Source organism: Sphingobium sp. EP60837, assembly GCF_001658005.1.
Taxonomy (GTDB): Bacteria; Pseudomonadota; Alphaproteobacteria; order Sphingomonadales; family Sphingomonadaceae; genus Sphingobium; species Sphingobium tyrosinilyticum.
In genome coordinates this window covers 2200952-2215806 of sequence record NZ_CP015986.1, presented here as the reverse complement: position 1 = coordinate 2215806, position 14855 = coordinate 2200952, and the positions used below count along the sequence as shown (strand labels likewise).

The 14855-nt window shown below is 64.2% G+C and carries 15 protein-coding genes; 8 read left to right on the top strand and 7 right to left on the bottom strand.

What is annotated here, in order from left to right:
* Positions 1-40 precede the first annotated feature (40 nt).
* The 4 genes from nagZ to EP837_RS10730 form a co-directional block, all read right to left on the bottom strand.
* On the bottom strand, positions 41-1054 hold the full coding sequence (nagZ, locus tag EP837_RS10745) for a beta-N-acetylhexosaminidase (RefSeq protein WP_066527315.1): 1014 nt from the start codon (positions 1052-1054) through the stop codon (positions 41-43).
* Between the two features lie 110 nt (positions 1055-1164).
* Entirely contained in the window at positions 1165-1875 is a 711-nt protein-coding gene (locus EP837_RS10740; protein WP_066527307.1) for an SPOR domain-containing protein, read from the bottom strand.
* Positions 1876-1895: 20 nt separating this feature from the next.
* Positions 1896-3623 (bottom strand): arginine--tRNA ligase, encoded by a 1728-nt coding sequence (gene argS, locus EP837_RS10735; RefSeq protein WP_066527305.1) that lies wholly within the window; start codon positions 3621-3623, stop codon positions 1896-1898.
* Positions 3624-3782: 159 nt separating this feature from the next.
* Complete coding sequence (locus EP837_RS10730) at positions 3783-4391, bottom strand: hypothetical protein (protein WP_066527303.1); 609 nt, start codon at positions 4389-4391, stop codon at positions 3783-3785.
* 154 nt (positions 4392-4545) lie between these two features.
* Here EP837_RS10730 and ispH point away from each other — a divergent pair, with 154 nt between their 5' ends.
* The 3 genes from ispH (at position 4546) to rnhA (ending at position 6992) form a co-directional block, all read left to right on the top strand.
* Complete coding sequence (gene ispH / locus EP837_RS10725) at positions 4546-5493, top strand: 4-hydroxy-3-methylbut-2-enyl diphosphate reductase (protein ID WP_066527300.1); 948 nt, start codon at positions 4546-4548, stop codon at positions 5491-5493.
* Between the two features lie 4 nt (positions 5494-5497).
* Complete coding sequence (gene thrB / locus EP837_RS10720) at positions 5498-6472, top strand: homoserine kinase (RefSeq protein WP_066527294.1); 975 nt, start codon at positions 5498-5500, stop codon at positions 6470-6472.
* Positions 6473-6545: 73 nt separating this feature from the next.
* Positions 6546-6992, top strand: a complete 447-nt coding sequence (gene rnhA / locus EP837_RS10715; protein WP_066527292.1) for a ribonuclease HI — start codon at positions 6546-6548, stop codon at positions 6990-6992.
* 36 nt (positions 6993-7028) lie between these two features.
* On the opposite strand, the gene EP837_RS10710 is transcribed toward rnhA, so the two are convergent.
* The 3 genes from EP837_RS10710 to EP837_RS10700 all read right to left on the bottom strand — a co-directional run bounded on the left by EP837_RS10710 (position 7029) and on the right by EP837_RS10700 (position 9740).
* On the bottom strand, positions 7029-7394 hold the full coding sequence (locus EP837_RS10710) for a UrcA family protein (protein WP_066527290.1): 366 nt from the start codon (positions 7392-7394) through the stop codon (positions 7029-7031).
* A gap of 289 nt (positions 7395-7683) precedes the next feature.
* Positions 7684-8787, bottom strand: coding sequence for an NAD(P)/FAD-dependent oxidoreductase (locus tag EP837_RS10705; protein ID WP_066527285.1), 1104 nt, complete (start codon positions 8785-8787; stop codon positions 7684-7686).
* On the bottom strand, positions 8784-9740 hold the full coding sequence (locus tag EP837_RS10700; protein WP_066527283.1) for an alpha/beta fold hydrolase: 957 nt from the start codon (positions 9738-9740) through the stop codon (positions 8784-8786). The genes EP837_RS10705 and EP837_RS10700 overlap by 4 nt, the downstream gene beginning before the upstream one ends.
* Positions 9741-9789: 49 nt before the next feature.
* On the opposite strand from EP837_RS10700, the gene EP837_RS10695 reads away from it, so the two are divergent.
* From EP837_RS10695 to EP837_RS10675, 5 genes are read left to right on the top strand one after another with little or no spacing between them, the layout of a single operon-like run.
* Positions 9790-10263 (top strand): A24 family peptidase, encoded by a 474-nt coding sequence (locus tag EP837_RS10695; RefSeq protein WP_066527280.1) that lies wholly within the window; start codon positions 9790-9792, stop codon positions 10261-10263.
* A 50-nt stretch (positions 10264-10313) separates the two neighbouring features.
* Complete coding sequence (cpaB, locus tag EP837_RS10690) at positions 10314-11330, top strand: Flp pilus assembly protein CpaB (protein ID WP_066527279.1); 1017 nt, start codon at positions 10314-10316, stop codon at positions 11328-11330.
* Position 11331: 1 nt separating this feature from the next.
* The gene (locus EP837_RS10685) at positions 11332-12852 is read left to right on the top strand and encodes a type II and III secretion system protein family protein (RefSeq protein WP_066527278.1); all 1521 of its coding nucleotides are present in this window, start codon (positions 11332-11334) and stop codon (positions 12850-12852) included.
* A gap of 17 nt (positions 12853-12869) precedes the next feature.
* A complete protein-coding gene (locus EP837_RS10680) occupies positions 12870-13511 on the top strand; it encodes a CpaD family pilus assembly lipoprotein (RefSeq protein ID WP_066527276.1) in 642 nt (213 codons plus the stop codon).
* Between the two features lie 2 nt (positions 13512-13513).
* Complete coding sequence (locus EP837_RS10675) at positions 13514-14797, top strand: pilus assembly protein CpaE (RefSeq protein ID WP_066527275.1); 1284 nt, start codon at positions 13514-13516, stop codon at positions 14795-14797.
* The last annotated feature ends 58 nt before the right edge of the window (positions 14798-14855 follow it).

Here is a 14855-nt window from a genome sequence, read left to right as displayed (position 1 = left end):
CTGCCACCTCCCTTTACAGGGGAGGATTTGAGTGGTCGATTCACGCGGGCACCAGCGCCAGCAGGGTGTCGCGGATGGCGAGAAGCTGGTCGAGCGGCGGGCTGTCCTTTTCCAAACTGGCGCGGACCATGGCCAGATCCAGGCGGGCTTTGGATGCAGCGCTTATCTCCGGGAGGAGATTGGCGATCCCCACCATATCATCCATCCGCCCCCAGCAATTGAGCGCAAGGTCGCATCCGGCCGCCACCACCCCGGCGGCGAGTTCCGGGATGCTACCGTTCAGCGCCTTCATATCGAGATCGTCGGACATGAGCAGGCCGTCAAAACCGATACGCTTGCGGATGATCGTATCAATCACCGAGGCCGAGAGGCTTGCCGGAAGATCCGGGTCCCAGGCCGTATAGACAACATGGGCGGTCATGCCGATCGGGGCATCCTTCAGCGCCTGGAAAGGGGCAAGGTCGGTCGTCAGGGCTTCTTCATCGGCGGTGACGATCGGCAGTTCGTGATGACTGTCCACCATCGCGCGGCCGTGGCCAGGCATATGCTTGACGATGCCCACCACGCCGCCTTCGGCAAGCCCTTCGATGACCGCCCGGCCGAGCGCAGCGACGCGCATGGGTTCGGCTCCCAACGTACGATCACCCATGATGTCGCTTGCCCCCTCCTGCCGTACATCGAGCAGGGGGAGCGCATCGACGGTAATCCCGGCTTCGGCAAGCGTGACGGCGATAGCCTGGGCGTTGGCGCGGGCGGCTGCGATCGCGCTGGAAGGCGCGAGGTCGTAGAGGCGATCGAATATGGCGCCGGGCGGAAAGCTGGGCCAGACCGGCGCCTGCATGCGAGCGACGCGGCCACCTTCCTGATCGATCATGATGAGCAGGTCGTCGCGGCCATGGAGCGCGCGGAGGTCGTCCGTCAGCGCGCGCAGTTGGGTGCGATCGACGATGTTGCGGCGGAACAGAATATAGCCCGCTGGCTGCGCGTCGGCGAAGAAGGCGCGTTCATCGGTGGTGAGAGTTTCGCCGGAGAGGCCGAAGATTACCGGTTTCATGGGTCGCGATGGTAGCGGCGAAGGAGCGTGCTGTCGAAGGGGTTGTTTGGAGGGAGTTTAAACGCGATCTGTTTCCCTCTCCCCTGAAGGAGAGAGGGAGCATAAGGTGGTTAGTTCACCACCAGGCAGCTTTCTCCGGCGACCTTGAGCCGCCCGCAGAGGGTATTGGCTTGAGCGCCTGCGGTAGCGCGGAGGCGGTAGAGGGTGCTGCCGCCGACTTCCGTGGGTTCGACCGACATGGTGAGCGGCGCGAGATAGGCAAAGCGCTTCGACAGCCGCGTCCAGGCGTCACGGGCGCCGGACTGGCTGCCATAGGCGCCGAGCTGAATCACCGCGCCGCCTGTCCTGGCGGGCTGGCTGGTGGCGGGGCGGACGTTGGTTTCGTCCGCGACGCGTGTGGTCACGCTTTGCGCGGGCTTGCCGGGAGCGGCCTGGCGCGGTTTGGCGGGAGCCGTCGGTATAACGGGCGCTTCGGGTACGCGGCTGGGATCGATGCGGCCATCACGGACAACGCCTTCGCTGGCGGCGAAGCTGGCGTCGCCTTCGCCCTCGAACTTCTTGGCGTCGGCTTCGCTGGCGGGGACCTTGTAATCGGCAGCGGGTGCAGCGATCAGCTTGCCCTCACCGCCGCCGGTGGATCGGTTCTTGAGCAGCCAGACACCCGCAACCACGCCGCCGAGCAGAACAAGGGCGCAGAGGATGAAGCCGAGCAGGCGGACAGGCGAAAGCCCTTCCTGCTCTTCATCTTCAATACCGGGCTCGAGCCAGGGCAGACGCTCCTCGTCATCCAGATCGAGCCGCCCCCTCGCAAAGTCGCCCATTTTCCCTTGCCTCCGCCTGGCTATTGCATTTCCGTCAATGCGGCCACGCCCATCAGGGCAAGACCGTTACGGATGATCTGCCCGATTCCGCGGCTTAAGAAAAGGCGCGCGGATGTTGTCTCAAAATCATCCATCAGGATGACCCGAGCGCGCGGATTGTCATTGCCTAAATTCCACCAGCTGTGGAATTCAGACGCCAAGTCATTGAGATAAAAGGCAATACGGTGGGGTTCGCGGGCTGATGCCGCGCCTTCGACCACCCGGGGGAACTGCGCCGCTAACTTAATCAGGTTAAGTTCCGCAGTCCCAAGGCGGGACAGATCGGGCGCAGGAAGTTCAATTCCGGCCTCCTGCGCGCGTCGGCCGAGCGAGGAAATGCGGGCATGGGCGTACTGGACGTAGAAGACGGGATTGTCCTTCGACGCCTCCACGACCTTGGCGAAGTCGAAGTCCATCTGGGCGTCGGCCTTGCGCGTCAGCATGGTGAAGCGGACGACGTCCTTGCCGACTTCGCGGACCACATCGGCCAGCGTCACGAAATTGCCCGCGCGCTTGGACATCTTCACCGGCTCGCCATCGCGTAGCAAGCGGACCATCTGGATGAGCTTGACGTCGAAGCGCGCCTTGCCTTCGGTAAGGGCCGCGACGGCGGCCTGGATACGCTTCACTGTGCCCGCATGGTCGGCGCCCCAGATGTCGATCAGCTGGTCCGCGGATTGGGCCTTCTGGAAATGATAGGCCATGTCCGCGCCGAAATAGGTCCAGCCGCCGTTGGATTTCTTGATCGGGCGGTCCTGATCGTCGCCGAACTTGGTGGAACGGAAGAGAGGAAGTTCGACGGGCTCCCAATCTTCGGGCGTCTCGCCCTTCGGAGCTTCGAGGACGCCGTCATAGACGAGGTCGTGCGCGCGTAGCCATTGTTCGGCGGCTTCGGGCTTTCCGGCGGCCTGAAGTTCGGCTTCGGAGGAGAAGACGTCGTGATGGATGCCGAGCAGGGCGAGATCGCTGCGGATCATCTCCATCATCGCCGCGACCGCCCTGGTGCGGAAGAGGACGAGCCAGTCGCTTTCCGGGGCGGTTACATATGTGTCGCCATATTCGGCGGCGAGCGCCTGGCCCACCGGGACGAGATAGTCCCCTGGATAGAGCCCTTGCGGGATTTCGCCGACATTCTCGCCGAGCGCTTCGCGATAACGGACATGGGCGGAGCGGGCGAGCACATCGACCTGGCCGCCTGCGTCGTTGATATAATATTCGCGGATGACCTTGTGCCCGACATATTCGAGCAGGGTCGCAAGGGCGTCGCCCACCACGGCGCCCCGGCAGTGGCCCATATGCATGGGACCTGTGGGGTTGGCGGAGACATATTCGACATTGACCGTCACCCCTTCGCCCGCGTCGGAGCGACCATACTCATCCGCCTCTGCATGGATGGCGGCGAGTTCGGCACGCCAGATGGCGTCGGTGAGCTTCAGGTTGATGAAGCCGGGGCCGGCGATGGCGGCGCTTTCCACCTCTTCGAGCTTTTCGAGGCCGGCGACAATCTGTTCGGCCAGCGCGCGCGGATTCGTGCCGGCGGGCTTGGCGAGGACCATCGCGGCGTTGGTGGCTAGGTCGCCATGGCTGGGATCGCGGGGCGGCTCGACCGTGACGGGCTTGCGGTTGAGACCTGCAGACAGCGCGCCGTCAGCCTCAAGCGCGTCGAGCACGGCGTTCAGATGGGCGGTGAAGCGGATGTAGAGGGACATGGGCAAACGGTCCTGACATAACCGTTCGTCCTGAGTGGCCATCGAGCTTGTCGAATGGCGTATCGAAGGACTGCTACGCACCCATGCTTCGATACGGGGCTTCGACTTCGCTCAGCCCCTACTCAGCACGAACGGCATTGGATTAGGTAGGCTGGGCTCTTAGCGTGTCGCGTTATATCGGAGTTGATCCTGGGTCAGATTGAAACCCACGAGCAGCTCGAAGCTGGTTCGTTGCAGCGCAGCCCGGACATCGGGCTGGGCGAAGGGATCGATCGCCGCGTCGGCATCGCCCGCCTTGCGCTTCTGCGTGATCTTGGCCTGGATGTCGGCGGGCAGCGTGGCGGCGGCCTTATCGACATAGGAGCCAGCCTTGGCAGTGGCGGTGGCGCGATACTGGCCCGCGGGAAAGTCGAGCACGACCTGTCCGACGCGCTTGGCCACCACGGCGTTGCCGCCACGGACGACGGCGGAGAAGAAGGGCAGCGTCACCTGCCGGGCGGCGGTGGCGTCGGTGCGGCGGGCGTTCACGGCGAACGTCGCCTCGCTGTAGAATTGCGCGCCTTCCGAGCAGGTGGAGCGCAGATTGCTGATGTCCGCGACCACGTCGATCGCGCGCGCATCGGTGCTGCCCGTTGGATTGAAGAGCGTGATGTCACCCGTATAAGCAGGGATCGCGGCGACCGGGCAGGCCGAGCGGACGGCGACGATGCCGCCCGTGGGATCGATTTCCCCCCGGCGCGAACAGCCTGCGAGGGCAAGGGCGAGCATTCCAGTCAGCGCAAGTCGAGAAAAGGTCACGAGGCAATCCCTTGGGAACAGGCTGGGGCTTCTTATCCGCACCCCGCCGCTCACGCAACCGAAAGGAACGCCCGCCCGTCCCTCACCCCTTCCTTCCGGCGCGACATTGGCCTAAGCGGCAGCCATGACCGCCCGTTCTCCCTTGAAGCTGCTGATCGCCGCGCCGCGCGGCTTTTGTGCAGGTGTCGACCGCGCCATCATCATCGTCGAGAAGGCGATCGAAAAATATGGCGCCCCTGTCTATGTCCGGCACGAGATCGTCCACAATAAATATGTGGTCGATACTTTGAAGGCGAAGGGCGCGATCTTCGTCGAGGAACTGGACCAGGTGCCCGATGGCGTGCCGGTCGTCTTTTCCGCCCATGGCGTGCCCAAGGCCGTGCCCACCAAGGCGGAAGAACGCGGGCTCGACTATCTGGACGCCACTTGCCCGCTGGTCAGCAAGGTCCACCGGCAGGCCGAACGGCAGGTCGAGGCAGGCCGCCATATCCTGTTCGTCGGGCACAAGGGGCACCCCGAGGTCATCGGCACCTTCGGCCAGGTCGATGCCGGCCATATGACTTTGATCGAGACGGTCGAGGATGCCGAAGCGTTCACGCCCGCCAACCCTGACAATCTTGCTTTCCTGACGCAGACGACGCTGTCGGTCGATGATACGGCCGCCATAGTGGAGACATTGCAGCGCCGTTTCCCGACGATCCATGCGCCCAAGGGCGAGGATATCTGCTACGCGACGTCGAACCGGCAGAGCGCGGTCAAGGCCATCGCGGCTCGTTGCGACGCGCTCTATGTAATCGGGGCGCCCAACAGTTCCAACTCGCTGCGCCTGGTCGAGGTCGCCGAACGCGAAGGCACGCCCGCCCGCCTGATCCAGCGCGCCGATGACATCGACTTCGCCTGGCTGGAGAATGTCCGGACATTGGGCCTGACGGCTGGAGCGTCCGCTCCTGAAGTGCTGGTGCGCGAAGTCGTGGACCGGCTTGCGGAGCGGTTCGACGTAACGGAGGAGCAGGTGGAAACGGCGCGCGAAAGCATCTCCTTCAAACTGCCCCGCGGGCTGGAGGCGGCGTAAGACGATGGCGGTCTATACCCATGTTCCCGCCGAGGAGATCGACGCCTTTCTCAGCCGCTATGACGCCGGACGGCTGGTTTCGGCCAAGGGCATCGCCGAAGGGGTGGAGAACAGCAATTATCTGCTGGAAACCACCGGCGCAGACGGCAGCGGCCACCGTTACATCCTGACGCTTTACGAAAAGCGGGTGGATGAGGCGGACCTGCCGTTCTTCATGGACCTGCTCGATCATTTGGGCGCGCGCGGCTGTCTGGTGCCGCGCTTCATCGCCGATCGGGAGGGCAAGCGGCTTCAGCAATTGGGTGGACGGCCCGCCTGCCTGATCGAGTTCCTGACCGGCATATCCCTGACCGAACCGACGGCGGCCCAGGCTCGGGCAGCTGGCACGGCGCTGGGGCAGATGCACCGCGCGGCGGAAGGCTTTGCAAGCGAACGGCGCAATGCGCTGGACATTGCCGGATGGCATGATCTGGCAGCGAAGTGCGGGGAGCATTTCGACGAGATCACACCGGGGCTTGGGCAACGGGTCGCGGAGGAACTGGCCTTCCTGGACGCCGATTGGCCGGCCGATCTACCGCATTCGGTGATCCACGCAGATCTGTTTCCCGACAATGTACTGATGCTCGGCGATGAGGTGACGGGCCTTATCGACTTTTATTTCAGTTGCACCGACATTCGCGCCTATGACCTCGCCGTGACGCATAGCGCCTGGTGCTTCAGCAATGACGGGGCGCAGTTCTTCGCCGAGCGTTCGGACGCTCTGTTGGCGGGCTATCAGGCGGCGCACGGGCTTTCCGATGCGGAGCGGGCGGCCTTTCCGACGCTCTGCCGGGGCGCGGCGCTGCGTTTCCTGCTGACGCGTGCCTATGACTGGATCAATACGCCGCCCGATGCGCTGGTGACGCGTAAGGATCCACTCGCCTATCTGCGGCGGCTCGATTTCTACGCGGATGCCGGTGCGGAGTTGCTGGCGGCGTGAAAACCCATTTCCTATTCCGTTCGGTTCAAGCGCATCCGTTTCTCGACTTCGCTCGAAACGAACGGAGGCGGGGATGACCGACCTGCCCCAAGTCGAAATCTTCACGGACGGCGCATGCAAGGGCAATCCCGGGCCGGGCGGCTGGGGCGCGGTGCTACGCTTTGGCGACAAGGAGAGGGAAATCTCCGGCGGCGAGGCGATGACCACCAACAACCGGATGGAAATGATGGCGGCGGTCGAAGCATTGAACGCCCTCAAACGCCCTTGCCGGGTGACGCTCTACACCGACAGCAAATATGTCATGGACGGGATCACCAAATGGGTTTTCGGCTGGCAGAAAAACGGGTGGAAGACCGCCGACAAAAAGCCAGTGAAAAATGGCGAGATATGGCAAGCGCTGCTCGCCGCGGCAGCACGGCACCAGATCAACTGGCAATGGGTAAAGGGTCACGCAGGTCATCCGGAGAATGAACGCGCCGACCAACTCGCCTGCGCGGCCGCCGAAAGCTTCCGGGCGTAGGGGAGCGCTTGGCTGCGCCCCCCTTCACGCGATGGCTCAAGGATAGCGTTTGGACCAATCAGCCGGATAGGGCGGCTGCCAAGGATTGCCAGCGACCCAGGTCGTGCCACGTGGCGCAAAGCCTTCCTCGATAGTCCCTGCTCGCGTCGTCGCATCCTTCAGCGCAGCATCGCGGCATGAGGGTACGACCGGCGAGCCGCTGTCCGCTTCCCCGAGCTTTTCGCACAGGAAGCGGGCGGTGAGAGACAAACGATGACGCAGCTCGTCCCTTCCCGCCTTGGTGCTGAGGTCGAGATCGGCATAACTGACGGCCTGGGAGAGCGAACGCACACTGTCCGGCGCTTTACCGACGACAGTGATTTCCTCGCTGTTCTGAGCAAAGCTGACGCTGCTGCTTGCCATAAACAGTCCGGATAAGATCAGAGCTGAAGCTGATAATACCGACTTTCTCATGACGGCATCCTCCTAATCAAGGATTGGCCGCTTCTTTATTGTTGCACATCTGCGCGCGGGCGGCCGATGACTTAACGTGAAGGAGGGTGGTTCGTTCCGGGGTCGGGAGCGGCGCATTTGTCAAACTGTGCCTCTTTCCTCATCGTCCCGCGAAGTGCGCCTCGGCGGCGAGATCCCAGCTTTCGCTGGGATGACGACACTCTGTCACCCAACTGCGGGAGGACTGCGCCATCGTTCGCTACCCAAAGCGCCTCGGCGAATATGCCGTGGCTTCGATCCCCGCCACAGCATCGTCCGCTGCTTCCCCGGTCAGCAGACTGGCGCCAAGCAAGGCAGCCGCTGGAGCGGTTTGGATGCCGAAACCGCCCTGTCCCGCGAACCAGAAGAAGGCTGGGGTGTGGGCGTCGAAGCCCAAGACGGGCGCGCGATCAGGCGCGAAGCTGCGCAGGCCCGCCCATTTGCGCTCTACAGCTTCAACCGGCCAATCGACGGCTTCCTGGAAACGGGCAATCGCCTCCGCCACCGCCAATTCTTCGGGCGCGGCGTCACAGGGGGGCGAGGGTTCCTCATCATGGGGAGTCAGCCACAGGCGCCCCTCTCCCGCAGCCTTGAAATAAAAGCGGGCGGAAAGGTCCATGACCAAGGGCAGATCGGCAGAGGGCATGGCGGGAACGCGCAGTTGGACAACGGTTCGCCGCATGGGGGTGATGCCGATGGGCGCCACGCCGCTGCGCTGCGCGACATCGTCGGCCCACGCGCCCGCCGCGTTGACGAGGATGCCGCAGTCGATCGCGCCTTCGCTGGTCTGTATCCGCCATCCCGCAGGGCCTCTGCCGGCGCTTTCGAGGGACAGGCCCACCCGCAACTCTCCGCCCCTTGCGCGAAACCGCCGCAGATAAGCCTGGTGCAACGCCGCGACGTCGATATCGCACACGGCGGGTTCGAGCAGCCCCAATATCCATTGCGGGCGCAGACCAGGGAGCAAGGCGGCGGGATCGACAGGGCGCAGTTCAACATGATCGGAAAACTCTTCCATCAGCCGGTCGCGTGCAGCCTCATCCCCAGCACGGCCGATGTGCAAGGTACGGCGAGGCGAGAGAAAGGAGCGCGGAGAGAAGTCCGGAGCGGGCGAGCGCAGCAATGGCCCCGACGCCGTGGTCAATGGCTGCACCATGCGGCCGCCATAGGTTTCTTCCCAAAAGGCGACGGAGCGGCCGGTTGCGTGATAGCCTGCGCTATCCTCTCGCTCCAGGATCAGCACGGACGCCTTGCCCGCGAGTTCCGCGCCGAGGCTCGCGCCGGCGATACCGCCGCCGACGATGACGATGTCAAAGCGGTTCATGCGGGCGCTACTTCATCCAGGAAATCATCGATCCGCCGCAGGGCGTCGAGCCGGACGGGGTCCAACTCCCGCAATATCTCGTGCGCAGCCTCCTGGCCGTAAACATGCAGGCGCGCGCCCGGGATTTGGGCAGCGATCCTTCGGATGGCGGGCGTGGAAACCAGCCGGTCAATCTCCGTCGCCAGGATGAGCAGCGGCACGGAGATCTGGGCCAGCCTGCCGCCCTGCTCCAACGCCCGCGTCGATTGCAGCGCCTGCGCAACCCAGCGCCAGCTTGGCGGCCCGAGCGCCACGTCGCGGCTATGGTCGCGCCACCACAGCTCGTCGGCGTAGCGTTCCGGATCATGCGTCAGCCGCTTTTGCCGCATGATCCTCTGCCGCTCCGACTCTTCCTTCTGCGTCCACGCCTGGCGGCTCTGCAGGCCCAGTGCGCACATAGATCGCGTGATCGCCGCCGCGAGCCAGCGGGGCAAGGGCGAGGTGCGAACGTCCATCATCGGCGCAATGGCGACCGCGGCGTCCGGCGGCAGCATGCCTTCGGCCAGCGCCCGCAGCAGCAGATGGCCGCCCATGCTGTGAGCGACGATGGCGCAAGGCCCCGGCGCTTGCCCGCGCCACTCGCAAACGAACGCCTTCAGGTCCCCGATCCATTGGCCGAAGTCGTCGATATGACCGCAAAGCGGATCGCCGGTCAGCCTTCCCGATCCCCCCTGCCCGCGCCAATCCAGGGCGGTGACGGCCCACCCGCGCCCTGCCCAATGATCGATCACTTCCAGATATTTTTCGATCATGTCGCCGCGCCCGCCGAGCATCAGCAATTGGCCCCGCTGCCCCTCGCCCAAACGGTAGCGGCGCAGACGCCAGCCGTCAGGCGCCGTCCAATAATCGAGCCGACCGTTCATCGGCCAGGCGCGACGGTCGAAGGCCGGGGCAAAGGAGGCGGGCGAATCCATGGGCGCATGGTTACGGTTTGGTAAGCCATCGGGTCTAGGGTTTAGATTCATGACGGGGGAATATTTCAAACTGGCGCTGTTATGCGCCCTTGGCCTGCTGCTGATCATCGCATCGGTGACGGATCTGCGATCGCGCATCATTTCGAACCGGCTGAACCTGGGCATTGCCGCACTGGCCCCGCTCTGGTGGATAGCAAGCGGGCTGCCGGTCTGGCCGGGCATGGCGCTGCAGGTCGGCGTCGCGCTGGTGGTGTTCGCCCTGTTCGCGACGCTCTTCGCCATGGGCTGCATGGGAGGCGGAGACGTCAAGCTATTGGGGGCATTGGCGCTGTGGTTCCCATGGGCCGCCATGCTGTCGATGCTGATGGTCATGGCGCTGATCGGTGGCGTGGTGACGATCATCACCGTGGCCCATCACCGCATGACCAGAACGCTGGGACAGCCCCAAATTCCTTACGGTATCGCAATATCCGTCGCCGCCCTTTGGTTGATTGGCGAACGATATCTTAACCATTTTGCGTAAAATTCGGGGCTCGGGCGCAACTCGCCTGATTGAGGGAGACGAATTTCATCATGGACGGCAAGAAAATCGTGCTGCTGGCGGGGGCGCTCATCATAGCGGTCACAACAGCCCTTCTCGCGCGCAACATGCTGAGTTCGTCGGGCGCGCCGCAAGCCAGTGCCTCATCCATGCCGGTGGAAGCGGATCAGCCCCATGTGCTGGTCGCGACCAAGGCGCTGCCGGTGGGCACCATCCTGGACGCGGAAAGCTTCCGCTTCCAGCCCTGGCCCAAGGATCTGGTCGAGCAAGCCTATTATCTCCAAGGCCAGGCCGATCCCACCAAGCTGGTGGGCAGCGTCGTGCGCACCGCCATTTCCGCCGGTCAGCCGATGACGGTCGGTTCGGTCATCAAACCGGGTGAGCGGGGCTTCCTCGCCGCTGCACTCGGGCCGGGCATGCGCGCTGTCACCGTGCCGGTGTCGGCGCAGAATTCGGTTGCGGGCTTCGTCTTCCCCGGTGACCGCGTCGATCTGATGCTGACGCAGAGCGTTTCGGGCGGTGGCGAGGGTGAACCGCTCAAGGTTTCCGAAACCATCCTGCGCAACCTGCGCGTGCTCGCCACCGACCAGCGCATGGACGCGCTCGGTGCGGACGGCAAGCCGGTCGTGCAAACCTATTCCAACGTCACCATCGAAGTGACGCCCAAGATCGCAGAGAAGATCGCCGTGGCGCAGACCATCGGCTCGCTCTCGCTGACGCTGCGCTCGATCGCGGACAATGCGTCCGACCTCGACGCCGCTATTGCGGGTTCCGACGTCGATATGGCGGATGCGACCAATCCGAATGCGGAAAAGAAGATCATCGCCAAGCTCGCCGCTCGCCCGGTCGATAAGGGCGGCACCTATTCCACCGGCGCCGACGTGTCTCGCTACCAGCGCAGCTCCGTTCCCGCCAAGCCGCTGCAGACTGCCGCTGCCGCCGCCGTGCCCGCAGGGGGCGCTCCGGCTGGAACGGGCGTGGCCAGCGGACCAGTGATCCGCGTGGCGCGCGGCACCAATGTGACCGTTGTTCCGGTCGGGGGGAAGTAAGATGAAGCGTTTCAACCTTCACGCGGGCAAGGCGGCGGTGAAGCCGCTCGTCGGCCCCGCGATCGCGCTGGGCCTGGCGGTCGCCATGGCTGCGACGCCCACGACGGCCCTCAATGCCGCGCCCGCTTCCACGCAGGACAATGCGATCCTGATGTCCGTGGGCGGCAGCAAGGTCATCAACCTCAACGCCAAGATGTCCGACGTGGTGATCGGCGACCCCAATGTGGTCGATGTCCATGTCCGCGCGCAGAACCAGCTTTACCTGATCGCCAAGGCGGCGGGCGAAACCACCGTGTTCGTCACCGCAACCAATGGCAAGGTGCTGTTTTCCGGCACGGTCCGGGTCGGCAACAACCTGACCAGCATCGATGACATGTTGAAGCTGGCGATGCCGGGTGCCGACATTGCGGTAAACAAGATGAACGGCATGGTCCTGCTGACCGGCACGGTCGCCGCCCCCGAGGACGCCGCCGAGGCCGAGCGCCTGACCCAAGCTTTCGTCGGCAAGGAGGTGACGGTGGTGAGCCGCCTGCGCACCGCGACGCCGCTTCAGGTCAACCTGCAGGTGAAGATCGCCGAAGTGAGCCGCGACCTTGGTCACCAGATCGGGGTCAATATCTCTGCGCTCGCGAACGGCCCTGGCCGAGTAATCGACAGCATCGGCCGCGCTGATCGCAACTTCGTATCGCGCTCCACAAGCGCCACTGGCACCACGTACACCTTCAACCAACCGTCCGATGGCAGCACTTCGCTTGGCTTCGTCGCGAACCTGCTGGGCATGGACGTTGCCGGTGCGCTGGATCTCGCTGAATCCAGCGGCCTTGCGACTGCCCTTGCACAGCCGAACCTGACCGCGCTGTCTGGCGAGACGGCAAGCTTCCTGGCGGGTGGCGAATATCCCTACACCGTCAGCAACGGCACGCAGGGCAACAGCATCGAGTTCAAGCAATATGGCGTGCAGCTGGCCTTCACGCCGACCGTGCTGGCCGACGGGCGCATCTCGCTTCGCGTGCGTCCCACGGTGTCGAGCCTGGACTTTTCGGTCAACACGACCGTCCCCGCGCTCAAGAGCCGGACGGCCGAAACCACGGTTGAACTCGGATCGGGCCAGGCGTTCATGATCGCCGGCCTGCTCAACAACGACACCGCCAATTCGATCAGTAAAACACCAGGCTTCGGCGAAATCCCGATCCTTGGCAGCCTGTTCAAGTCGCGCCGTTTCCAGCGGCATGAAACCGAACTGGTTATTCTGGTCACCCCCTATCTGGTGAAGCCGATGAATGCGTCGGAAGCTCGCCTGCCAACCGATGGCTTCCGCAACGCCACTGTCGGCCAGGGCCTACTGTTCCAGCAGGGTAATGACGGGGTGAGCGGCGCGCGGGCGCCGATGCCGCGCCGCGAACCCACTGGCCCAGTTCCCGCCCCTGGTCCGCAGGCGTCCGCGCCGCTTCCGGCGGTGGCATCTCGCGATGAGGGCAAGCGTTCGGCCAAATCAGCCGCCGCTCCCGGCTTCAGCTTCTGATCGGAAGGACGACCGTCATGACTTCCATGTCCGCAAAGAATATCGTCCGCCTCGGCGCGCTCGCCCTGCTGGCTCTGCCTCTCGCCGCCTGCAAGACCAGCGTCAATCGCGGCGTCGAATCGGTCCATCAGCCGGTCGTCAGCCACGACGCCTACACCTATGATGTGCAGGCCGGGCCGGACGGCAGCCTTTCCGCTTCCGAAGCGCGCCGTCTGGACGACTGGTTCGCATCCATCGGCCTGGGTTATGGCGATCAGGTCGCGATCGTGACCGACGCCTATTACAGCCCGACGCTGCGCGACGGCATCGCCGATGTTGTGGCCCATCACGGCATGCTGGTGAGCGAAGACAGTTCGGCCGCTGCAGGCGCGGCGCCCGCGGGCAGCGTCCGTCTGGTCGTGCGCCGCGCTACCGCGCGCGTTCCCGGCTGCCCCGATTGGTCGAGCAAGAGCGAGACCGATATCCGATTGGGGGCGACGTCCAATTTCGGCTGTGGCGTCAACGGCAATCTGGCCGCCATGGTCGCCAACCCGGAGGATTTTGTCCGTGGCCAGAGCAGCGAAAGCGACCTGCGCACCGCAACATCCAATCGGGCGATTTCGACCTATCGCGACAAGACGCCGACCGGTTCGGGCGATCTCAAGAACTTAGGACGCTGATCATGAACGCACCCTGGAAACCTGCCATGTCTGGACAGCGCGACCCCTTCCACGCCTTTGTGTGCGACGATCATAGTCATGATCTGTTGAGTCAGATCGCGGCTGAAATGGGCTGGGCGCCGGAAAAGGTGAACAAGGGCGGCATGCGCAATGCCGTACAGAGCCTTTCGATCAGCGCATCTCCGCAGATCCTGTTCATCGACATGTCCGAAAGCGGCGATCCGCTGAACGACATCAACAGCCTGGCGGAAGTGTGTGAACCGGGAACGGTCGTGATCGCGGCCGGACAGGTCAATGACGTACGCCTGTACCGCGACCTGCTCGCCAGCGGCATTCAGGATTATCTGCTCAAGCCCTTCGGCGCGGACCAGTTGCGTGACGCGCTGGCCCAGGCGCAGGCCGTGTTTTTCGCGCCTCGCGATGCCGCGCCCGAACGTCCGCACATGACCGCCGCGGTCATCGGGACGCGCGGTGGCGTGGGCGCATCCAGCATCGCGACATCGCTCGGCTGGCTGCTGTCTGAAAAGCAGAAGCGCCCGACCGCTTTGTTGGACCTCGACGTTCACTTCGGCACCAATGCGCTGGCGATGGACCTGGAGCCGGGCCGCGGCCTGACTGACGCCATCGATAACCCAAGCCGCATCGACGGCCTCTTCATCGAACGGGCCATGGTCCGCGCGAGCGACACGCTGGCCATTCTGTCGGCGGAAGCGCCGATCAGCCAGCCAATGCTGACGGACGGCGGCGCTTTCTACCAATTGCTGGAAGAGTTCCGCGCCGCATTCGAATGCAGCATCATCGATCTGCCGCGCCACATGCTTATTCAGCACCCCCACCTGATGAGCGACGTCAATGTCGCGGTGGTCGTGACCGAACTGACGCTGGCCGCCGCCCGCGATTCGATCCGGATCCTGTCCTGGCTGAAGACCAACGCGCCCCAGTCCCGCGTGCTGGTGGTCGCCAACCGCGTACATGCGGGCGTGCCGGAAATCAGCCGCAAGGATTTCGAAACGTCGATCGAACGCAAGGTCGATATCGTGATCCCCTTTGACCTGCGGATAGCCGCTCAATCCGCCAAGCTCGGCAAGACGCTGGCGGAGACGGCCAAGGGCAGCAAGGTCGGCGCAGCCTGCGCAACCCTGCTCGACGCAGTGGTCGGCGCAGCGGATGAGCGTGAAGCGGCTGGTGAAGGCAAGGCTTCGAAAAAGAAGGGCGACTCCCTGCTCGGCAAGATCGGCGATCTCAAAAGCCTGATCCCGGCTCGCAAGGACAAGACCAGGGCTTGATTTGAAGATCGCGCCGCCTTCCTGGGTGGCGTGATCCCTCCACGGAACGGGCGATCAC